General features: G+C 60.7%; 22 protein-coding genes. 5 read left to right on the top strand and 17 right to left on the bottom strand.

The genetic code is table 11. The features are described 5' to 3' along the window. Positions 1-2: 2 nt before the first annotated feature. The gene (locus AC4PS7_RS09800) at positions 3-752 is read right to left on the bottom strand and encodes an electron transfer flavoprotein subunit beta/FixA family protein (RefSeq protein WP_010208417.1); all 750 of its coding nucleotides are present in this window, start codon (positions 750-752) and stop codon (positions 3-5) included. Between the two features lie 507 nt (positions 753-1,259). On the opposite strand from AC4PS7_RS09800, the gene AC4PS7_RS09795 reads away from it, so the two are divergent. Further along, positions 1,260-2,924, top strand: coding sequence for an electron transfer flavoprotein-ubiquinone oxidoreductase (locus AC4PS7_RS09795; RefSeq protein ID WP_492179388.1), 1,665 nt, complete (start codon positions 1,260-1,262; stop codon positions 2,922-2,924). 177 nt (positions 2,925-3,101) lie between these two features. On the opposite strand, the gene AC4PS7_RS09790 is transcribed toward AC4PS7_RS09795, so the two are convergent. Beyond that, positions 3,102-3,995 carry an AraC family transcriptional regulator gene (locus AC4PS7_RS09790; protein ID WP_010208414.1) on the bottom strand — a complete coding sequence of 298 codons (894 nt, stop codon included), beginning with the start codon at positions 3,993-3,995 and terminating at the stop codon, positions 3,102-3,104. A 182-nt stretch (positions 3,996-4,177) separates the two neighbouring features. Between AC4PS7_RS09790 and AC4PS7_RS09785 the strand changes: the two genes are divergently transcribed. After that, on the top strand, positions 4,178-5,230 hold the full coding sequence (locus AC4PS7_RS09785) for an NAD(P)-dependent alcohol dehydrogenase (RefSeq protein ID WP_021491492.1): 1,053 nt from the start codon (positions 4,178-4,180) through the stop codon (positions 5,228-5,230). Here the strand turns inward: AC4PS7_RS09785 and AC4PS7_RS09780 are convergent, their stop codons facing one another. From AC4PS7_RS09780 to AC4PS7_RS09755, 6 genes are all read right to left on the bottom strand, one after another. Beyond that, positions 5,231-6,034, bottom strand: coding sequence for an IclR family transcriptional regulator (locus AC4PS7_RS09780; protein ID WP_010208412.1), 804 nt, complete (start codon positions 6,032-6,034; stop codon positions 5,231-5,233). 180 nt (positions 6,035-6,214) lie between these two features. Beyond that, a complete protein-coding gene (araH, locus tag AC4PS7_RS09775; RefSeq protein ID WP_029529058.1) occupies positions 6,215-7,180 on the bottom strand; it encodes an L-arabinose ABC transporter permease AraH in 966 nt (321 codons plus the stop codon). A gap of 17 nt (positions 7,181-7,197) precedes the next feature. Next, positions 7,198-8,697, bottom strand: coding sequence for an L-arabinose ABC transporter ATP-binding protein AraG (gene araG, locus AC4PS7_RS09770; protein WP_029529057.1), 1,500 nt, complete (start codon positions 8,695-8,697; stop codon positions 7,198-7,200). Further along, positions 8,694-9,674 carry a substrate-binding domain-containing protein gene (locus AC4PS7_RS09765; RefSeq protein ID WP_038453667.1) on the bottom strand — a complete coding sequence of 327 codons (981 nt, stop codon included), beginning with the start codon at positions 9,672-9,674 and terminating at the stop codon, positions 8,694-8,696. The genes araG and AC4PS7_RS09765 overlap by 4 nt, the downstream gene beginning before the upstream one ends. Before the next feature lie 32 nt (positions 9,675-9,706). After that, entirely contained in the window at positions 9,707-10,528 is an 822-nt protein-coding gene (locus AC4PS7_RS09760; RefSeq protein ID WP_010208408.1) for an SDR family oxidoreductase, read from the bottom strand. 269 nt (positions 10,529-10,797) lie between these two features. Further along, positions 10,798-11,277, bottom strand: a complete 480-nt coding sequence (locus AC4PS7_RS09755; RefSeq protein WP_010208407.1) for a GNAT family N-acetyltransferase — start codon at positions 11,275-11,277, stop codon at positions 10,798-10,800. 190 nt (positions 11,278-11,467) lie between these two features. On the opposite strand from AC4PS7_RS09755, the gene AC4PS7_RS09750 reads away from it, so the two are divergent. The 3 genes from AC4PS7_RS09750 to AC4PS7_RS09740 are packed head-to-tail and all read left to right on the top strand — an operon-like array spanning position 11,468 to position 12,549. Continuing rightward, positions 11,468-11,800, top strand: a complete 333-nt coding sequence (locus AC4PS7_RS09750; protein WP_010208406.1) for a hypothetical protein — start codon at positions 11,468-11,470, stop codon at positions 11,798-11,800. Between the two features lie 50 nt (positions 11,801-11,850). Next, entirely contained in the window at positions 11,851-12,117 is a 267-nt protein-coding gene (locus AC4PS7_RS09745; RefSeq protein ID WP_010208405.1) for a hypothetical protein, read from the top strand. A 51-nt stretch (positions 12,118-12,168) separates the two neighbouring features. Further along, entirely contained in the window at positions 12,169-12,549 is a 381-nt protein-coding gene (locus AC4PS7_RS09740; RefSeq protein ID WP_010208403.1) for a termination factor Rho, read from the top strand. A gap of 51 nt (positions 12,550-12,600) precedes the next feature. Here AC4PS7_RS09740 and AC4PS7_RS09735 read toward each other — a convergent pair whose 3' ends face one another. From AC4PS7_RS09735 to AC4PS7_RS09695, 9 genes are all read right to left on the bottom strand, one after another. Beyond that, entirely contained in the window at positions 12,601-13,518 is a 918-nt protein-coding gene (locus AC4PS7_RS09735; RefSeq protein WP_042571976.1) for a PfkB family carbohydrate kinase, read from the bottom strand. Then, a complete protein-coding gene (locus tag AC4PS7_RS09730) occupies positions 13,511-14,977 on the bottom strand; it encodes a purine-cytosine permease family protein (RefSeq protein ID WP_010208400.1) in 1,467 nt (488 codons plus the stop codon). Before AC4PS7_RS09730 ends, AC4PS7_RS09735 begins: the two co-directional genes overlap by 8 nt. A 190-nt stretch (positions 14,978-15,167) precedes the next feature. Continuing rightward, on the bottom strand, positions 15,168-16,169 hold the full coding sequence (locus tag AC4PS7_RS09725) for an ADP-ribosylglycohydrolase family protein (RefSeq protein WP_010208399.1): 1,002 nt from the start codon (positions 16,167-16,169) through the stop codon (positions 15,168-15,170). Next, complete coding sequence (locus AC4PS7_RS09720) at positions 16,166-16,879, bottom strand: GntR family transcriptional regulator (protein ID WP_021491488.1); 714 nt, start codon at positions 16,877-16,879, stop codon at positions 16,166-16,168. Before AC4PS7_RS09720 ends, AC4PS7_RS09725 begins: the two co-directional genes overlap by 4 nt. A 70-nt stretch (positions 16,880-16,949) precedes the next feature. Further along, complete coding sequence (locus tag AC4PS7_RS09715) at positions 16,950-17,510, bottom strand: DUF1285 domain-containing protein (protein WP_042571979.1); 561 nt, start codon at positions 17,508-17,510, stop codon at positions 16,950-16,952. A 16-nt stretch (positions 17,511-17,526) separates the two neighbouring features. After that, positions 17,527-18,132, bottom strand: a complete 606-nt coding sequence (locus AC4PS7_RS09710; RefSeq protein WP_010208396.1) for a DUF4823 domain-containing protein — start codon at positions 18,130-18,132, stop codon at positions 17,527-17,529. 75 nt (positions 18,133-18,207) lie between these two features. Next, on the bottom strand, positions 18,208-19,176 hold the full coding sequence (locus AC4PS7_RS09705; RefSeq protein WP_010208395.1) for a GTP 3',8-cyclase MoaA: 969 nt from the start codon (positions 19,174-19,176) through the stop codon (positions 18,208-18,210). A 115-nt stretch (positions 19,177-19,291) separates the two neighbouring features. After that, a complete protein-coding gene (locus AC4PS7_RS09700) occupies positions 19,292-19,945 on the bottom strand; it encodes a TetR/AcrR family transcriptional regulator (protein ID WP_010208394.1) in 654 nt (217 codons plus the stop codon). A gap of 445 nt (positions 19,946-20,390) precedes the next feature. Further along, entirely contained in the window at positions 20,391-21,176 is a 786-nt protein-coding gene (locus tag AC4PS7_RS09695; RefSeq protein WP_044287709.1) for a TatD family hydrolase, read from the bottom strand. Positions 21,177-21,218 lie beyond the last annotated feature (42 nt).

Here is a 21,218-nt window from a genome sequence, read left to right as displayed (position 1 = left end):
GATCAGATCACCTTCGCTTCGTTTTTCAGTTTCTCGACCAACTCAGCAACAGACTTGACCTTGATACCCGCGCTGCGAGCAGCCGGTGCTTCAACCTTGACGGTCTTGTTGGTAGAGGCGGTGGAAACGCCCAAGGCATCCGGAGTCAGGGACTCAAGCGGCTTCTTCTTGGCTTTCATGATGTTTGGCAGGGACGCGTAGCGCGGCTCGTTCAAACGCAGGTCGGTGGTGACGATGGCTGGCAGTTTCAGGGAAACCGTCTGCGCGCCGCCGTCGATTTCACGGGTCACAGCTACGCTGTCGCCGTTCACTTCGACTTTGGAAGCGAAGGTGCCCTGGCCGTAACCGGTCAGCGCAGCCAGCATCTGGCCAGTCTGGTTGTTGTCGCTGTCGATGGCCTGTTTGCCAAGGATCACCAGCTGAGGCTGCTCCTTGTCGACAACGGCTTTGAGCAGCTTGGCAACGGCCAGGGAGGTCAGCTCTTCAGCGGACTCGACCAGGATGGCGCGGTCGGCGCCCAGTGCCAGGGCGGTACGCAACTGCTCTTGAGCGGTGGTAGGACCGATGGAAACCACGACGATTTCGGTCGCCACGCCTTTCTCTTTCAGGCGGACGGCTTCTTCCACAGCGATTTCGCAGAAAGGGTTCATCGACATCTTGACGTTAGCAAGGTCGACGCCGGAATTGTCCGCTTTAACGCGAACTTTCACGTTGTAATCGACAACGCGTTTGACAGCTACAAGAACCTTCATGGATTCCTCGTTACTCTCCGGTGAAAAGAAAGTCGCCTAGGCGAACCTGGCGGTTGATGCTCATCGGCACACAAGGGCACCTCCAAAAACGTCGGCGGATGACCTTGCTCACGGGAAATGGTGACCGTTCGTCAGCAGTGACTGAGAGGTCATTCTTTATCGCAGCGTGTAAACTGCGCGCCATTGTCTGGACGCGCGCCACCTGTCTTGCTTTTGGACGTGCTCTTGAAACCTGCAGTCTGCCTACGGTTAGCGCAAAACCGACCGTATATTGACCGGAACACCTATTCTGGTCAATACGGCAAAATAGCCAGTCATAAGCCGCACCACTTTGATTTACCTAGCCTGCGGGCAATTCAAACAAACGTTTGTATTGGACGCTGACAGTGGTGTAGATATAATGCGCCACCTAGAGAGAAAGGTGGGTCCTGCCGTTGCTGCAAGACGACACCGAACCTCCACCCATTAGAAAAAAAAGCCTGTTGAGCCTTGAGTAGGAGATAGCCTGTGGAACGCGAATACATGGAATTCGACGTGGTCATCGTCGGCGCTGGCCCGGCGGGACTGTCTGCCGCCTGCCGACTGAAGCAAAAGGCCGCCGAAGCCGGTAAGGAAATCAGCGTTTGCGTGGTCGAGAAAGGCTCCGAAGTCGGCGCGCATATCCTCTCCGGTGCCGTGTTCGAACCACGCGCCCTGAACGAACTGTTCCCGGACTGGAAAGAACTCGGCGCCCCGCTCAACACCCCGGTGGTGCGCGATGACATCTATGTACTGCGCAGCCCCGAAGCCTCCACCAAGGTGCCTGACTTCTTTGTGCCCAAGACCATGCACAACGAAGGCAACTACATCATTTCCCTGGGCAACCTGTGCCGCTGGCTCGCCCAGCAAGCCGAGAACCTCGGTGTGGAAGTCTATCCAGGCTTCGCCGCCCAGGAAGCGCTGTTCGACGAAAACGGCGTGGTCCGCGGCATCATCACCGGCGACCTCGGCGTCGACCGCGAAGGCAATCCGAAAGAAGGCGTCTATACCCCAGGCATGGAACTACGTGGCAAGTACACGCTGTTCGCGGAAGGTTGCCGTGGCCATATCGGCAAGCAACTGATCCAGCGCTTCAACCTGGACAGCGACGCCGACGCCCAGCATTACGGCATCGGCCTCAAGGAAATCTGGGAAATCGACCCAGCCAAGCACCAGCCTGGCCTGGTGGTGCACACCGCCGGTTGGCCGCTGGACATCATGAGCGCCGAAAACACAGGCGGCTCGTTCCTCTATCACCTGGAAAACAACCAGGTGGTGGTCGGCCTGATCGTCGACCTGTCTTACAGCAACACCTTCCTGTCGCCCTTCGATGAGTTCCAGCGCCTCAAGCATCACCCGGTGCTGGCCCAGTACCTGGAAGGCGGCAAGCGCATCAGCTACGGCGCCCGTGCCATCTGCAAAGGCGGCCTGAACTCGCTGCCGAAGATGGTCTTCAAGGGCGGCGCGCTGATCGGTTGCGACCTCGGCACCCTGAACTTCGCCAAGATCAAAGGCAGCCATACCGCAATGAAGTCCGGCATGCTCGCCGCCGACGCCGTGGCCGACCGCCTGTTCGCCGAATCCGAAGGCGGTGATGAGCTGACCGCTTACGCCGATAGTTTCAAATCGAGCTGGCTCTACGAAGAACTGTTCGCCAGCCGCAACTTCGGCCCGGCGATGCACAAGTTCGGCCCGATCATCGGCGCCGGCTTCAACTGGTTCGACCAGAACATCCTGGGCGGCAAGATGCCGTTCACGCTGCACGACACCAAGCCGGATTACGCCTGCCTCAAGCTGGCGAAAGACAGCAAGAAGATCGATTACCCGAAACCCGACGGCAAGCTGAGCTTCGACAAGCTGAGTTCGGTGTTCATCTCCGGCACCAACCATGAAGAAGAACAGCCGTGCCACTTGAAGTTGAAAGACCCGAGCATCCCGATCGGCACCAACCTGCCACTCTACGATGAACCGGCGCAGCGCTACTGCCCGGCGGGCGTGTATGAAGTGATCACCAAGGAAGACGGCGAGAAGCGTTTCCAGATCAACGCCCAGAACTGCGTGCACTGCAAGACCTGTGACATCAAGGACCCTTCGCAGAACATCACCTGGGTCACGCCGGAAGGCGCCGGTGGGCCGACTTACCCGAACATGTAAGTCCGTTGCTTGAACAAAAAGGCTCCCCGAACGGGAGCCTTTTTTATGGCCAACACACATCAACTGCGGGAGCGGGCTTGCGCGCGAAGGCGGTGGGTCAGATACAAGTTTGCTGACTGATACACCGCTTTCGCGAGCAAGCCCGCTCCCACATTGAGTGTGTTGTGCCTGAAGTCATCAGGCCGCCCGCTCCTCCCCGGGATTGCGCTCGAAGTAGCGCTTATATTCCCGGCTGAACTGCGACGTGCTCTGATACCCCACGCTATGCGCCGCCTGCGCCACCCCCATCCCTTCCACCAGCAGCAACTGTTGGGCCTTGAGCAAGCGCAAACGCTTCAGATACTGCACCGGCGACAACAACGTACAGCGCTTGAAGTGCTCATGAAAAGTCGACGCGCTCATGTGTGCATAGCCCGCCAGCGTCTCGATATTCAGCGGCTCGGCGTAATGGGCGTGCAGGTGATTCAACGACGTGGCAATCCGCGAAAACTGCCCTTGCTGTTCGACCAGCGCACGCAGCACATCGGCCTGCGGCCCGCGCAACGCGGTGAACAACAATTCGCGTACCCGCGCCGGGCCCATGATCCGGCTTTCCAGCGGATCGTGCAGGCACTGCAGCAGCCGTTCGACACACCCGCGCATGGCATCATCGAGCACCACCGAACTCATCGACTCCAGCGTCTGCGCCGTCGGCGGCGGCCCGGCCTGAATGCCCATGGCCATCACCAGTTCGCCCAACACCACGCGATCAATGCCCACCGTCACACCCAAAAGCGGTGCATCCGGCGCCATGGCAAACGTCTCGCACTCAAACGGCACCGGCATTGCCTGGATCAGGTAGTGCCCGGCGCCATACTCCAGTGTACGAGGCCCCAGGTAGGCGACTTTGCTGCCCTGGGCCACGAACATCAGGCTCGGCTCATAGATCTGCGGCCCGCGCGCCACGTCGCAACTGGCGCGCAGCACTTGAACGCCGGGCAGGTTAGTGGGGGAAAAACCGTCGCAGGGCGTGAGCCCCTCAATCAAGGCAACCAGTGTGGCGTTGGCGTCGAGATGGCGGGTGAGCAACATGGCAAAAAGCTTCGCGAAAAAGGGATGAGAACATCATCGCAGGTCTGGCGTCACATAGGCCCAAACACGGGGCACTCCCGGACGAATAGGCATGAGACTCGGAGCAATCACCATGGCCGTAGCCAGGGCTGGCGCGGAGAATGCGCCGCCTCACCTGTCATTGCTTTAGCGAGGTTTCCCCCATGTACACCGCCATCGGTTATGCCGCCCAGTCGGCCACCACGCCCCTCGCCCCCATGTCCTTCCAGCGCCGCAGCCCACGCGCCGATGACGTGGCGATCGAGATCTTGTACTGCGGCGTGTGCCACTCCGACATCCACCAGGCGCGCAACGAGTGGGGCATCGCGGTGTACCCGCTGATGCCCGGCCATGAGATCGTCGGCAAGGTAACCGCCGTCGGCGCCAACGTCACCGCACACAAAGTCGGCGACCTGGTTGGCGTGGGCTGCATGGTCGATTCGTGCCGTCATTGCGACGCCTGCCAAGCGGACCTGGAGCAATACTGCCTCGAAGGCCCGACCATGACCTACGCCACCCCGGACCGCGTCGACGGCAGCAACACCATGGGTGGCTACTCGGACAGCATCGTGGTCAGCGAGCACTTCGTGGTGAAGATCCCGGCCAAGCTCGACCTGGCCAGCGCCGCGCCGATCCTGTGCGCAGGCATCACCACCTACTCGCCGCTCAAGCACTACGGCGTGAAGGCCGGCGATAAAGTCGGTGTACTCGGCATGGGCGGCCTGGGCCATATGGGCATCAAGTTTGCCAAGGCCATGGGCGCGCAAGTGACGTTGTTCACCCGCTCGGCGAGCAAGGCCGAGGAAGGCCGCCGCCAGGGCGCCGATCATGTGATCGTGTCCACCGACGAAGCCCAGATGAAAGCCGCCGCCGGCAGCTTCGATTTCCTGCTGGACACCATCCCGGTGCAACACGACCTGAACCCCTACCTCGACGTGCTGCGCTTTGACGGCGTGCACATCCTGGTCGGCCTGATCGAACCGGTGGACCCGCCCGTGAACGCGGCCAAGCTGGTGTTGGGCCGCAAAGTCCTGGCCGGTTCCTTGATCGGTGGCATTGCCGAAACCCAGGAAGTCCTGGATTTCTGCGCCGAGCACGGCATCACCTGTGACATCGAAATGCTCGACATCCGCCACATCAACGAAGCCTATAGCCGCATGATCGCCGGCGATGTGAAGTACCGCTTTGTCATCGACATGGCGACCCTGAAGGCCTGATCAGGCCTTCGCCCCCAACTCCGCCGACAGCCGGGCTGCGACCTGTTTGACCACAGGGATCAGCTCGGCCATTTTCTCCAACGGCATGTAGGGCACGGTACTGGCGATGCTGATGCCGGCGATAATTCGCCGGCTGGCATCGCGCACCGGAGCCGCCACGCAACGGATCGACGGTTCGTTGTCTTCCAGGTCGAACGCATAACCGCCCACCACGTATTCATGCATGCGCTGCTCGAACTGCGCCCAGGATTGCTCCGGGTGCTGCGGCCATTGCTGACTTTTACCACCCGCCGGCAAGCTGACTTCGTACAGGCGCTGCCACTCTGCGACGCTGTCATCGAGCAGCAATGCCTTGCCGATCCCGGTGCGCGCCAGCGGCATGCGATGGCCGACCCGCGAACGCATTTCCGGACCATTGCGACCGGGGTTCTTGTGCAGGTACAGCACATCGTCGTATTCGCGGATCGCCAGGTGGATGGTATCGCCGGTCAGCGCCGACAACTCGTCCAGATAGGGGATGGCCAAGGTCACCAGCGGCAGTTCTTCCCGCGCCTGGAAACCCAGCTCGATCAACTTCGGCCCCAGCAGGTAACCGACCTGCGGCACCACGCGCAGGTAACGCTCCTCCACCAGGCAACTGGCCAGGCGGTGGGTGGTGCTGCGGGTGGTGCCGATGCGCTTGGCGATCTCTTTCAGATCCCGCGCACCGGCCGCCACCGCTTGCACCACGCCCAGGCCACGCAACAGGGTCTGGGTGCCGGTGGGGGCAGCGTCTTTGACGGGGGTGTGGGCGTTTTCCTGCATATCGGGCCTATTGGGAAGTACGAAAACGGCGCCATTATGGCAAATACCATCCTCCAGAACAGAGGAGATCCATTGTGGGAGCTGGCTTGCCTGCGATGAGGGAGTGTCAGTCAGTAAATTTGTAGGCTGGCACAGCCTGGCAAGCCAGTTCCCGCATGTTGATCGTCACATGGCAGGACGTCAGCGTTGCTTCATGCGGTCGATGATCACCGCCAGCAACAGGATCGAACCCCGGATCACATACTGGTAGAAGGTGTCGATGTTCTTCAGGTTCATCGCATTCTCGATGATCGCCAGAATCAGCACCCCGGCAATCACATGGCGGATCATGCCGATGCCGCCGCTCAACGACACCCCGCCCAGCACACAGGCAGAAATCACCGTCAGCTCAAAACCCTGGCCGATCATTGGCTGGCCCGAGGTCATGCGTGAGGCGAGGATCACTCCGGCCAAAGCGCCGATCAGGCCGTGCACGGCAAAGATGATGATCTTGGTGCGATCGACGTTCACCCCGGCCAGCAACGCCGCTTCCTGGTTGCCTCCGATGGCCATGGTGTTGCGCCCGTAGGTGGTGTAGTTGAGCAGCCAGCCAAAGAACACAAAACACAGCACGGTGATGATGATCGGCACCGGCACGCCCAGCAGCTGGCCGTTGCCGAACACAAAGAAACCTTCGTCCATCACGCCGACGGCCTTGCCGTTGGAGAAGATGTAAGCCAGGCCGCGCACGATCTGCATGGTCGCCAACGTTGCGATCAAGGCGTTGATGCGCAGCTTGGCGATGACAATACCGTTGATCAGCCCCACCACCAGCCCCATGGCCAGCGCGGCGGACACGCCGAGCACCACACTGTCGGTGTCGCGGATCACGATGCCCGCGACCACCCCGGCACAGGCAATCACCGAGCCCACCGACAAGTCGAAATGCCCCGACGCCAGACAGAACAACATGGTGCACGCAGCGATGCCCACCGTGGAAATCGCCAGGCCCAACCCGCGCATGTTCAGGGGCGACAGGAAGTTATCGATAAACAACGCACTGAGCACAAAGATGCTCAATGCAGCGAGCAACATCACCCAGTCATCGAGAAACTTGCGCTGGTTGAAACCCGGCCAGAAGCCCTTTGCAGTTTTTACCTCAGACATCATTCACCTCGAGTTCTTCAAGCCCGCGAACGCGGGAGAGCCAGTTGCAACAGCCGAGCTTCGTCCGCCTGATCGCGGGTCAGTTCGCCGGTCAAGGCGCCCTCGCTCATCACCAGGATGCGGTCGCTGATACCCATCACTTCCATCAGGTCGCTGGACACCACGATCACCGCAATACCGCTGGCGGCGAGGTTGTGGATGATCTGGTAGATCTCCGACTTGGCGCCGATATCGATGCCTCGGGTCGGCTCGTCCAACAACAGCACCTTCATCGGCATCGACAGCCAGCGGCCGAGAATGGCCTTCTGCTGGTTGCCGCCGGAGAGGTACATGATTTTCTGTTCGGCGTTAGGGGTCTTGACCTTCATCGCCTTGATCTGCCGATCAGCGTTGGTCGTTTCCCAGCCGTCACGCAGCAGCCAGCCAAAGGTGGAATGGGCACCGCGTGCGCTGATGTTGATGTTCTCGGCCACGCTGGACAGCGGAATGATGCCCTCCTTCTTGCGGTCTTCCGGGCACAGCAGCACGCCGGCGGCGATGGCATCGCGGGGTGACCGCAATTGCAGCGTTTGCCCGCAGAGTGCCAGGCTTCCAGCGGTGCTACGGGTCAAACCGCTCAGCAGCCGAAACAGCTCCGTGCGCCCCGCCCCGACCAATCCGAACAGGCCGAGAATCTCGCCCTTGTGCACGTTCAGGCTCACCGGTTCACGCAGGCCTGGCCCGAGTAAACCCTCGACCTTCAGCGCCACTTCGCCTTGTTCCCGTTGTCGATAATCGTAGATGTCCTGAATATCGCGACCGACCATGCAGGTCACTAACTGGTCGTGGCTCAGCGCATTCATGTCGTCGAAGGTGCGCACATAACGGCCGTCCTTGAAGACTGTCACCGCGTTGCAGATGCGGAATACTTCTTCCATGCGGTGCGACACATAGAGCACCACTTTGCCCTCATCGCGCAGGCGCGTGATGATCGCCATCAAACGGTCGATCTCCCGCGCCGACAGGCTGCTGGTGGGTTCGTCGAAGGCGATCACATGGGCACCACGGGACAGTGCCTTGGCGATTTCCACCAGTTGGCGTTGGCCAAGGGACAACCGACCGAGCTTTTCATCCGGATCGATTTCATCCGCCAGGCCTTTGAGGCAGGCCAACGCTTGCTTGCGCAACTGGCTGCGATTGACCACCCCGAAGCGCGTCGGCAAATGCCCAAGAAACAGATTCTCAGCGACGGTCATTTCCGGCACCAGATGCAACTCCTGGTGGATCACCGCCACGCCGCAGGCAATGCTATCGGCGGCGGACTTGAAGTCCATGGTCTGCTCGCCGATCTGCAACGTGCCGCTGCTGGGCAGGTAGGCACCGCCGAGGATCTTCAGCAGCGTCGACTTGCCCGCGCCGTTCTCGCCCATCAACGCATGCACCTCGCGCGGCCGCGCTTCAAAGCTGATCTGCGACAGGGCTTTCACACCGGGAAATTCTTTGCCGATGCCGTTGAAACGCAAGGCCGCGCCGATCATTTCCACAGCCCGATTTTGCTCAACTCTTCCTTGAAGTTGGCGCGGGTGATCAGGGTCACGTTGTCCAGGGCGGTGAACTTGGCCGGCTCGGTGCCTTGGGTGACCCACTCGAACATCGCGCTGGCAGTCTTGTAGCCGGAGGCGTCAGGGCTCAGCAACATCGAGCCGTAGAAGCCGGTGTCGGATTTTTTCAGTTCCTCAATCGCATCAGTGCCGTTGATGCCGACGCCTATCACGTTGGCCGCCTTGAACCCGGCGCTTTCGGTGGCCCGCACGCCGCCCAGCACGGTGCTGTCGTTCATGCCGCCGATGATCAGGTTTTTCGCACCGCTGGGCAGTTTCACCAGGGCCGAGTTGGTGGCGTCCATGCTGCCGGGCACGTCGAGGGTTTTCTGCGCGCTGAACAGAATGTGGTCAGCGGGCAGACCGGCGGCCTTGAGGCCTTCTACCGAACCGTCGGTGCGTTTCTTGCCGGTTTCCAGCTCGTCAAAGGTGTTGATGACGGCGTAGGTGTCCTTCCAGTCCCAGTTGCGATGCTTGGCTTCGGTGGCCATGGCTTCGCCTTGTTTCTGGCCGATCTTGTAGGCATCGAGGCCGACGTAGGGCACGTCTTCCATGGGCTTGCCCTTGGCGTCGACAAACCGGTCGTCCACCGCCAGCACTTTGAGGTTATTGAGTTTGGCCTTGGCCATGATCGCCGGGCCGAGGGACACGTCCGGCGGGCAGATCACAAAGCCCTTGGCGCCGTTGGCGGCAAGCGTATCGATGGCAGACAAGGTCTTCTCACCGTCAGGCACGGCGATCTTGATCACGGTGAAGCCCTGGTCCTTACCGGCTTTTTCGGCGAAGGCCCATTCGGTCTGGAACCAGGGTTCTTCAGCCTGTTTGACCAGGAAGCCGATCTTCACTTCCTCGGCGAGCGCCACGCTGCTGAACGCCATGGCCAGCGCCAGGGTGCCTAGAGTCTTCTTGAACATGGACCACCTCCTTCTTGTTATTGGAAAACGCTTTAGTCGTGGTACATCACAGAACGCCCGCCATCGATCATCAGGCAGGTTGCATTGATAAAGGGCGCCTCGTCGGTCGCCAGGAACAGTGCCGTCATCGCCACCTCGATCGGCTGGCCGATGCGCTTGGGCGGGTGCAGGTCGAAGGCGCGCTGGCGCTCGGCGTGAGGGTCGGGGAACCCGTTCCAGTAGTCGACGTTGAGCTGGGTTTCGATATAGCCCGGCGCGATGGCATTCACGCGGATGCCTTTGGGCGCGTATTCGATGCCGAGGGCGCGAGTCAGGCCGAGCAAGCCGTGCTTGGCCACGGGGTAGGGAAAGCAGCCGGGGATGATATGGCTGGAATGGGTGGAGGCAATGTTGATGATGTTGCCGATGCCTTGCTCGATCATGTGCGGCAACACCGCGCGGCAGCCGAACCAGGCACCGTCGAGGTCGATGGCGAAGCAGCGGCGCCAATCTTCGTCGGTCATTTCCAGCGGGTCGCGGAACACGTTGACCCCGGCGCAATTGACCAATACATCCACGCGACCAAAGCGTTCGATGGCCAGATTGACCAGCGCCTGCCATTGATCTTTTGAGGTGATGTCGACGGCTTGCGCGTAGATGTCCGCGCCGCGTTCACGCCAGTGGGCGGCAACCTTCTCGACCTTTTCGCCCTGGATATCCGCAATGATCAACCGCGCCTGCTGGGCCTGGAAGCACGCGACGATGGCCTCGCCAATGCCCTGGGCGGCGCCGGTGATGATCACCACTTTGCCGTTGAGCCGCTCGCCATAGGTTGGCTCGGGCACGGCGGGGAGTGACAAGGGTTGTGCCTGCATCGCTTCACCTGTTTTATTTTTGGTAGTGAGTGCTGATGCAGGCGACTATAAACCCATCATTTGAAATATCTCAATATATAAATTCTCATCCCATATATTGAGCACAGTCACAAAAATAATATGGGAGCGGGCCCGTGTGGGAGCTGGCTTGCCTGCGATACAGGCACCTCGGTTCTTCAGTTGCATCGAGGTGATGCTATCGCAGGCAAGCCAGCTCCCACACAAGCCCCGCTCCCACATTTTTGATCTTCAGTGTTTACAGAACGGTGCTAGCCCAGGGCGAAGTCCCGCAGCGCATCGCCTTCCATGCGATAGCGCACCCACTCTTCCTGCGGCTGGGCACCGATGGATTTGTAGAAGGCAATCGCCGGTTCGTTCCAGTCCAGCACACTCCACTCGAAGCGCCCGCAGCCGTTATCGAAAGCAATCTTCGCCAAGTGGCGCAACAGCTTCTTGCCCGCCCCGCCGCCGCGTTGTTCCGGGTTGATATAAAGGTCTTCCAGGTACAGGCAGTTGCTGCCCAGCCAAGTCGAATAGCTGAAGAAAAACACCGCAAAACCAATCGGCAAGCCGTCGCGCAAGCAGATCAGGCCATGGGCCGTGGCGCCCTCGCTGAACAGGCTGCGCTCGATATCCACCACGCTGGCGATCACTTCATGCCGGGCTTTCTCATACTCGGCAAGCTCGGTGATGAAAGTCAGGATCTGCGCAGCATCGCTGGGCACGGCGGGGCGAATCTCGATGGTCATGGGCGAGCCTTGGCAATTTCAAAGCACACATACTAAGGCGCTTTCATGACGAGTTGCAGCGCATTTTCGCGGTTACCGGCACACAAAATCTTACAGGTGACACAAGACCGTTCGTCGCCATCAAGGCACGAACACGAAACGAGGGCTGACCAATAGTAGGTAAGGACATTAATCATATGGAGACACCCTCATGAAAAATTCCAAGTTTGCCGCCCTCGCCCTCACTGGCCTGTTGTCTGCTGCGTCGCTGAGCGCCTTCGCCGCCAGCTCGACCACCGGACCGACCGATCCAACGCCTGACGCCACCACCGAGTCGCAGAAGTCCATGGGCACCGGCATGGACACCAACGGTGGTGCGGTCATCGATAACGGCGCTGACCCGCGCACCAAAGGCAATGACACCCAACGCCAAGCGCCTGCTGCCGTCGGTAACGGCAAAATGGGCCCGGCGATCAATCAGCCCAACATCAACAAGGGCGATGACTCCAACGTCCCAGGTGCACCAAAGCAACCTGCGCCTTGATCCATCGAACGCTAGACGAACACCGATCATCTCCCAATGAAGAGGTACGCATGAACGTCGATAGAAACCTTGAAAAAGAAGTCCTCACCCGCCTGCTTCACGCTCACCCGCAAGGCCTGGGCAAGGAGGTGCTGGATAACTACCGCGGCGAAAAAGAGGTCGCCAGTGTCTTGGCGTTTCTGCAGGACCGTGGGTTGATCAAGGATGGGCATGTGACCACCGACGACGCCGGTGAATATTCGTTGAACTTGCCGATCAAGCTGACCGCGTCCGGTGTGGATGAGGCGCGCAAGCTCGACGGTGCAGGCCCGCAGTAATTCATTTTTGTCTGGTCTGGCCCCGCTGCCGGGGCCAGTAGGAGTATCGCAATGCCTCTTGGAAGCAAAGCCAAATACACCGCCGCACAGAAGCGCAAAGCTGCTCGTATCGAAGAAAGTTATGAGCACAAAGGCGTACCCAAGGATGAAGCTGAAGCCCGTGCCTGGGCCACCGTGAACAAGCAGTCCGGCGGGGGCGAAAAGGCCGGCGGCTCGGGTCAGCGCAAAGCGCCGGCCAGGAAAGCCGCGGACCGGCAAGCATCAGCCAAGCGTGCCGCGGCCACCCGTGAGGGCCACCCACGCAGCAGCCGCGCTTCGCTGGCGACCCAGACCAAGGAAAGCCTGCTGAAAGAAGCGCGGGCCAAGGACATACCGGGCCGATCCAGCATGCGCAAGGATCAATTGATCGAAGCACTGCGCAAAGCCGGTTGAACAAAAAACCTGTAGGCGCGGGCAAGCCGGTGCCTACAGGTTTTGGTGTGTTTATTCGGTAAGAAGTGCGTCGACTTCGGCGGTGCCTGGAGACGTTGCAGGTCCCCAGCGTGTTACCGCCAAGGCTGCGGCTGCATTCGCTCGACGTGCCGCTTCAGCAGGCTTCAGCCCCTTCGCCAGGCCAGCAATAAATACCCCCGCATGCGCATCCCCGGCGCCATTGCTGTCCACTGCCAGCACCTTGAAGCCGGGCACATGCTCAACCGAGCCCGTTCGCCCTACCCAGCAGCCATTGGGCCCATCACGAACCACCAGCAGCGTTTCGGCGGGCAGGTGCTGGCTCAGCTCGGGCAGCGCGGCGGCGATATCCAATGCACCGGTAAAGGCCAGGGCTTCCGGGCCATTGCTGGTCCAGATGTCGATACGCGGTAATAACGTGCGCATCAAGGCCGAGTCCGGTGCCTTCACCAGCGGGCCTGGATCGAACACCACCACGATCTCCCGTGGCAACGCCAGTAACCAATCGATCAGCGGCTGCGCCTTGCCCTCCAGCAGCAAGCTATAGCCGCTGACGTATACATAGTCGTCAAGCTGCGGCACAACCCTGGCCAGGTCCTCGGCATTCAGCTCACCTTCGGCACCGATGTGGGAGATGAAGGTGCGCTCGGTGGTGGCTTCGGTCAGGGACACACACAAGCCGGTGTCCTTGCCAGCACTGGCGGCCAGGGCCATTTCAATGCCCTCGGCCTGCATCGCTGCACGGGCCAGGTCGCCAAAGCGCCCGTTACCGTGACGCCCCAGATAGACCACTGGCAGCCCGTTACGCCGAGCAGCGGCCATCACGTTGAAGCCACCGCCGGCCTCAAAGCTGGCCGATTGCGCCAGCACGTCGCCACCAGTGGCGGGTAAGGTATCGAGGGCCATGACCAAGTCGACGATGACCTGGCCGGTGTGCAGCAATCTAGACATTAGGACGCTCTACCAAAGCCGGGCGACGGTCAGCTGCGCCACCCAGTACTGCATAAATCCCGCCGGCCACCAGGAAGGTGACGATCCAGCCCAGACCGTTGTGGCCCAGCCAGGAGTCGGACAAAGGCCCGGCGAACCAGATGTTTTCGGCGGTGGTGCCAATGGTGGTGAAGCTGAAACCCAGCACGATCGCCACAGCCCAGGCGCCGAACGCACGCCATTCCACACCGCCGCGATACCAGTAGGCGCTGCTTGGGCTCACGTCCAGCAGGTCCTTGGGGCTGTAGTAGTGACGGTGGATCAGGTCAACCACGAAAATGCCGACCCACGCCGTGATCGGCACGGCCAGTAACGAGATGAAGGTGATGAACGGGCCGTAGAAGCTGTCGGCGATCAGCATGAAGTAGATCGAACCGGCGAAGATCGCCACGATGTCGACGATCACCGCATGCACGCGCTTGACCTTCAAGCCCAGGGTCAAGGTCGTGAGGCCTGCCGAGTACACCGACAGGTTGTTGGACAGCAGCAGCCCACCAAACGCGGTGATCAGGTACGGCACCGCCATCCAGGTCGGCAGCATGTCGCGGATCGCGACGATCGGGTCGGTTGCCGAGGCCAGGTCGTTGTTGCCCACCGACAGCAGACCGCCGAGGGTGATGAGCAACACCAGCGGAATGCCTGCACCAAACGCGGCCGATGCCACCAGGCGCACGGCGGTGACACTGCGGTGCTGGTAGCGCGACATGTCGGCACCGGCATTCGCCCACCCAATGCCGGTGCCGGCGGCCATGGTGCCGACGCCGATGATCATCGCGCTCAGCGGCGCCGGGGTCGCGTTGAACACCGCGCTCCAATCAATGGTCGCGCAGAGGAAGCCGCCGACCAGAATGTTCAAGGCACCGAACACATAGGTGGCCCACTTCTGGATCACCAGCAAGGTGGCGTGGCCCAGCCCGGACACCGACAGGGTCAGCAGCACGAAGATCGCGATAAAGATCAGGGTAAGCACCGGCGCGCTTTTCGCCTCGACCGGCGAACCAAACAGGATCGAACACAACGACAGCAGTACAAAGGCGGCCGTGGTGGTGTTGACGGTTTCCCAGCCCAGGCGCGACATCAGCGACACCAGCGTCGGCCCGATATTGCCACGCACGCCGAAGATGGCGCGGGAAAGGGTGAGGCTCGGCGCGCGTCCACGACGACCGGCGATGGAGATGATGCCCACCACCGCGAACGACCCGGCAGCGCCGAGGATCGCCACGATAATGGCCTGCCAGATCGCCAGGCCGCGAAACGCAACCAACGTGGCGCCGAGCGGTAAGCCAAGGATGCTGATATTGGCGGCGAACCACACCCAGAACAGTTGCAGCGGGTGCCCGTTGCACTCGCCTTCTGGGACCGGTTCGATGCCGCGTGTTTCCAATTGCCCGGCGCTCTGGCCGGAAGAAGTCGTGCTCATGAGGGGTGCTCCAAGTGCCTGTATTGTTGTGGTTGTGGCAGAGAATCAAAGCGTTAACCGGTCATCCTGACTCGACGCAATCAGTGTGGGAGCTGGCTTGCCTGCGATAGCGGTCAACCTGTTAGTGCATCAATGAATGACACACTGATATCGCAGGCAAGCCAGCGCCCAGATTTTTGCTCTGTGGTGTTCAGCGCAATTTGAGCAGCCCCAGAACCAGCGGCTGCAAATCCAGGCCATTGACCTGTTTGACCTGCTCGATCATCGCGTCAGGCCAGCACTGCATGCCCAGGCACGCACCCAGCATGGCGCCGAGAATGGCGGCAATCGTGTCAGTGTCACCGCCAAGGCTGGCGGCCAGGCACAACGCCTCCAACGCACTCATCTCACCCACCGCCACTTGTTGGGCAAGGGCGAACGACACCACCACCGACTCCTGGGACGCAACGGACGTACCGATCAATTCGTACAGCAGGTCGGCGAACAGGGCTTTGTCGCCGCTGCCGACACTCAACGTGCGCGCCCAACTGATGCGGGTGGAGATACGCCCGCCGGCAACCCAGTGACCGTGACCTTCCGCCTGCTGGGCAATCTGGGTGCCGATGTTCAGCGCTCCCCCCAGGTCCACGCCGTTGATACCGGCCGATACCACCGCCGCCACCGCCGCCGCGCTGGAGATTCCCAGCGTGGTGTTGTGGGTCACCTGACAGGCCTGGATCACCGCCTGGATAAATGTCGCCGGGTCGCTGACATCGGCGGCAATGCCTACCGGCGTGATGCGCATCGCAGCGCCGTTGGTGGTGCCGTAACGGCCGGACTCTTCCGGGGTGTGGCCGGCGAGGATCATGCTGATCGCACGCTGGGTCGAGGGGCCGAGCAAATCCTGCGAGCCCTTGGCACGCATCACCGCTTCCCATTCGATCAAACGCTGGGCAAGCACCGTCGGTTCGATGACGCCCTGCCCTTCGACCAGCAACTCACCCACCAGGATCGCCTGCTCGGTGTCATCCGTGATGGAACCGGCGGGCATGTTCGGTGCGATAGGCTGGTCGGCGTCGGCATCTTCCAGGCCGGTGATGCCGCCGAAACGCGCGCGGACTTGCTCGCGGCTCAAGGACTGGGTCGGCATGCCCAGGGCATCACCCAAGGCCAGGCCGTAGAAAGCGCCGATGGCGTGGTTGAGCGAGGTCATGTCGAACGTCCAAACTGGAGGTGCAGGCGAAAGTGCAGAGGATCGAGCAAGCTTTCCACATACTCCATGAAACGCTCGCGACGGTCATAGGTGGTTCGTGACGCCTTGAGAAACACTGTGCCTGCGGGACGGCCGAGCAACTCGGCATCTTCGTCACTGAGGGGTTCGGCACCGATCCACTGGTCACCTTCGGCACCGATAAAACCGTAGGCGGCCAGGGTGATGGTCAGGGAGTCATCGATCAGGCCGACTGTCGGCAGGCTTTCCAGGCCGCCGGACGCGGGCATCAATGAGCGTTCCAGGGATACCGACGTGCCATCGGTGGTACGGCGGCGGCGATCAAGGGCGATGAACTGGTCGCTGCCGAAGCGGCTGAACAGGTCGGGGCGGGTCACCGCTTCCAGGCGCAGGATGTCAGTGTTCACCCGCGCTCCGGTGTCGGCCAGGGCCTGGGCCCAACCGCTGCGTTGGTCGAGCACCATGCCGTCAAAGGTGACGATGGAACCGACGCCGCTCTGCGTGGCGATGTAGTTGCGCCGCTTCAGCTCGGCGAGGGCTTCGCGCAGGGTGCCACGGCTGACCGCAAATTCTTCGGCCAGTTGGTGCTCGCCCGGCAACAGGAAACCGTCGGCCATCATTCCACCTTCGATACGGCGGATGAGCTCGTCGACGACGCGTTTTTTCTTATCAAATCGGACATGTCTAATCATGTACAAATTGATAACCGAAAGTGCCCGATTCCAGCAAGCGAATTATTTCAGGGAAATAAAAAAACCGGCCTCAAGGTTCCAGGCCGATACGGAAAAACTCCCCGCCGCTCCAGACACCCAGCCAGTTCTGACCATTGATCGGACGGCTCACCGCCAGCTCCACCAATTGGTAAAAGGCATTGCGATGCACCAGGGCTTCGAGGTTGGTGCGCACCCGCAGATAGGGCGCAGGTTCCTGGGTAACCGGGTCGATCACCACCCGCAAGGGATGTTCAAGGCCCGCTTCGATCTGATCGTCCACGTTGGTGGTGAAGCGCAGTACCTGGCCGTCGCCCTGCCCTTCGACCTCCAGCGTAACCGCGACAAACGGCGCATCATCGACGCTGATGCCGACCTTTTCCACGGGAGTGACCAGGAAGTAGTCATCGCCATCGCGGCGAATGATGTTGGAGAACAGCTTGACCATCGGCTTACGCCCGATCGGCGTGCCCTGGTAGAACCAAGTGCCGTCGCGGGCGATGCGCATGTCGATGTTGCCGCAGAAGTCCGGGTTCCACAGATGTACCGGCGCCGGTCCCTTGCCCTTGGGCAGCTGGGCCAACAGATCGTTGGCCTTGGCGGAATCGGTCATAGCGTTCTCCTGGTGCTTATTGATCACTCATACCCAGCAGACTGCGGGCGTACTGCCTCAGCGGGCGGGCAATCAGATCTTCTGGCTTGTTGTCGTGGAACGTCAGTAAACCGCCACGACTGCGAATACGTGCAGTATCAATCAAATACTGGGTGCTGGTCTCGATCAACATGATCTGAATGACGCCGCTGTCCAGCCCGACACGGTCGAGAGCTTCCTGATCGGACCACTCATCGGCATTGCCGATACGGTCATCCGCCTTGGCGAAGCGGCAGTACAGCAGATAGTGAGCGCCGGCCGCACGGGCTTCGGACATTGCCTGCTCAAGACCTTCTGGCTGACGGGCACGACGCACCATTGGGAAATACTCGATGAAACCGTTGAAGGCTTCCTCAGCCACCACGTTCGGACGCGGATAAGCGCTACCCGGCGGTACGAAGGCGCCTTGGGCAATAAACACGAAAGAATCCGGCTGTATGCGAACCGAGGCGGTGCGACGGGTATCGCTGTGATCCAGCAAACCGGCATCGCTCATCTGATAGCGGGTGCCTTCGGCCATATCGCTGACGGTCATGCAACCACTCAGCGTCAACGACGCCAGCAACAAAACCAGACTACGCATCCTAATCCTCCAGAAGCCGGTGACGGAAAACCGGCGAATGGGCGTGAGATGCAGGTTCTGCGCCAGCTTGGAAGACTAGCCGCCGATGATCTTCATGATGGTCGCGCCCCCGGAGAAGGCAACTTCCTGCTTGTCGCCCAACGCCTTCATCAACAGGCCCTGCAACGCTGGCAGCGCTTGGTGGCGCGGTTTGTCCAGCAAGTCGCCGACATAGTGACGATTGCTCGACGACAGGCAGCCATGCAGCCAACCGGTGGACGACAACCGCAACCGCGAACAGGTACGGCAGAACGGCACGCTTTCGTTGGCAATCACCCCGAAGTAGCCCTTGCCAGGTATTTCATAACGTACCGCCGTCGCGTCAATGGGCGCGCTGGCTTGCAAGTATTCATGCTGTTCGCCGATCAGGCCCAACAGCTGTTGCAAGCTGACAAATTGCTGCAGGAACGCGTTGGAGTCCTTGGCCAGGTGGCCCATGCGCATCAGCTCGATAAAGCGCAGTTCATAACCGCGCGCCAGGCAGTATTCGAGCAGCGGCATTACCTGGTCGAGGTTCTGGCCGCGCAACGGCACCATGTTGACCTTGATCTTGATCCCGGCAGCACGGGCCTGGTCCATGCCGTCGAGTACGGTGGCCAGGTCGCCGCCACGGGCGATGCTGCGGAAGGCGTCCGCATCCAGGGTATCGAGGGAGACGTTGATGCGCTTGATCCCGGCCTCGACCAGCAGCGGCAGTTTGCGCGCCAGCAGTTGGCCGTTGGTGGTCAGGCTGATGTCACTGAGCCCCATCTGCCCGACGGCGCCCATGAAGGCTTCCAGCTTGGGGCTGACCAGCGGTTCACCGCCGGTGATGCGCAGGCGCTCAATGCCCGCCGCCTCGATCAGGTAAGCCACGCCACGGGCCATGGCCTCGGCCGAGAGTTCGTCCTGGGCAGCCACCAGCCGCTTGCCGTTAGGCACGCAGTAGGTACACGCGTAATTGCAGGCTGAGGTCAGGCTGATCCGCAAATTGCGAAAACGCCTGCCTTGACGATCAACGATCATGGATCACTCCGGCAGAGGATGATTCGGGCGCGCTAAAAGCTGACTGATAAATCAGCTTTTAGCAAGAGTCCATGCCTGAGTATATTCCTGGGGTACTACGCGTGGCAGCAAATCATTACGTGGCGGGCGTTTCAGCCGGTGGCTGCTCAGCGCTGTGCTTGCGCTTATTGCCCATGCGCACGCCGATGTCCATCAGGAATTGGAAGAAACCTTCCTGATCTTCCAGCACATTGCTCCAGAACGGCGAGTGGTACAGCGCCACGGCACCGTGCACCAAGGCCCAGGCGGCGCAGTAGTGGAAATACGGCGGCACGTCTTCCAGCTTGCCTTCGCTGATGCGGCCCTTGATCAACAGGGTCAGGCGCTCGAAGTTCGAAGCACGGATCTTGTGCAGTTCCTCGACCATCTCCGGTACCTGATGGCCCTTGACCACCTTCTCTTCCAAGCGGTCGAACAGGCGGTAGCGCTGCGGGTCACGCATACGGAACTCGAAGTAGGCGCGGGACAAGGCTTCCTTGTCCTTGTCCACATCGGCCGAATGCAGCAGTTCGTTCAAATCGCGCTCGTAGTCGAGCATCAGGCGAAGGTAGATTTCGGCCTTCGATTTAAAGTGCTTGTAGATCGTGCCTTTGCCGATACCCACGGCATCCGCGATCATCTCGACGGTGACGCTGTCTTCACCCTGTTCGAGGAACAGCTTGAGTGCGGTGTCGAGAATTTCCTGCTCACGGCGGCGAAACTCACGGACCTTACGGGGTTCTTTGTGCATGAGGAAGAGGTCTGCAAAGGTCAAAATAGGGAGGGTAACGCAGGGCCACGGATACGCGGCGATACGATTTACCCGGTACGAGGGATTATCCCGACTGAACGGTCGCTGGGCAATGCCTATGTGAACCCGAAACGCACTTTACTTTCAGTGCGCCAACGATTTCATGGATCCCAGTCAGAAATAACACGCAAAAACTGCCACCGTGCTCCTGTCCGATGAGAACTCAAGCGAAGCGCGCGTATTCCAAATCTGTTTAAAAAACGATCAGCCGCGACTGGACTGAATCGGATACTGATCAATACTTCAACTGTCGGCGCGACATCTCCCCCAAGTGAAGCGCCGACCTGGGTACCAACGGACCGCGTACCCTTGTTTTACTCCTAATGGTCTTAGCCCGGATTCCCCCCCCAGAAGCCGGGTTTTTTTTGCCTGCGATGTGGCCGCGTCAAACGGTTACATGAGCCAGCGGGAACAGGCGTTTGAAGTTCTCGGTAGTCTGTTCGGCAAAGCGCTCGTAGGACTCGCCGCGCAACATCGCCAGGTAATCCGCTACATCGCGCACGTATTCAGGCAGGTTCGGCTTGCCGCGATGAGGAATGGGCGCCAGGTACGGCGAGTCGGTTTCCACCAGCAGGCGGTCGGCCGGCACTTGGCGCGCGACATCACGCAGGGCGTCGGCATTGCGGAAGGTGACGATGCCCGAGAGGGAAATGTAGAACCCCAGGTCCAGGGCCGCCTTGGCCATGTCCCAGTCTTCGGTGAAGCAGTGCAACACGCCGGCCTGGGGCAGCGCGGCTTCGCGCAGCAAGGACAGGGTGTCAGCACGGGCGCCACGGGTGTGGACGATCACCGGTTTGCCGGTTTGCTGGGCGGCTTGCAGGTGCAAACGGAAGGAGGCCTGCTGCAACTCGGCGGCTTCGGGCTCGTAGTGATAATCCAGGCCGGTTTCGCCGATGGCAACCACGCGCGGGTGATTGAGCTCAGCCAGTAGCCAGTCCAGCGCAGGCGCTTCACCGGGCTTGAGGTCCAGCGGGTGTATACCCACCGAACAATCCACATCGGCATAGCGATCAGCCAGGGCTTTGACGTCAGCCGCGTTTTGCGCGCTGACGCCGATGCACAGGAAATGCCCTACCCCACGCTGGCGCGCAGCGTCGAGGGCCGCATCAAGGGAACCGCCGTGTTGGGCCAGGTCGAGGCGATCGAGGTGGCAATGGGAATCTACTAGCATAAGGCTCTACAACTTCAGTCACGAAAAGTGTCTGACCGACGA

The organism is Pseudomonas sp. DW-iso3, assembly GCF_058725305.1.
Note: the sequence above shows the minus strand (reverse complement) of the source record. Positions and strands in the feature narration are given on the sequence as shown.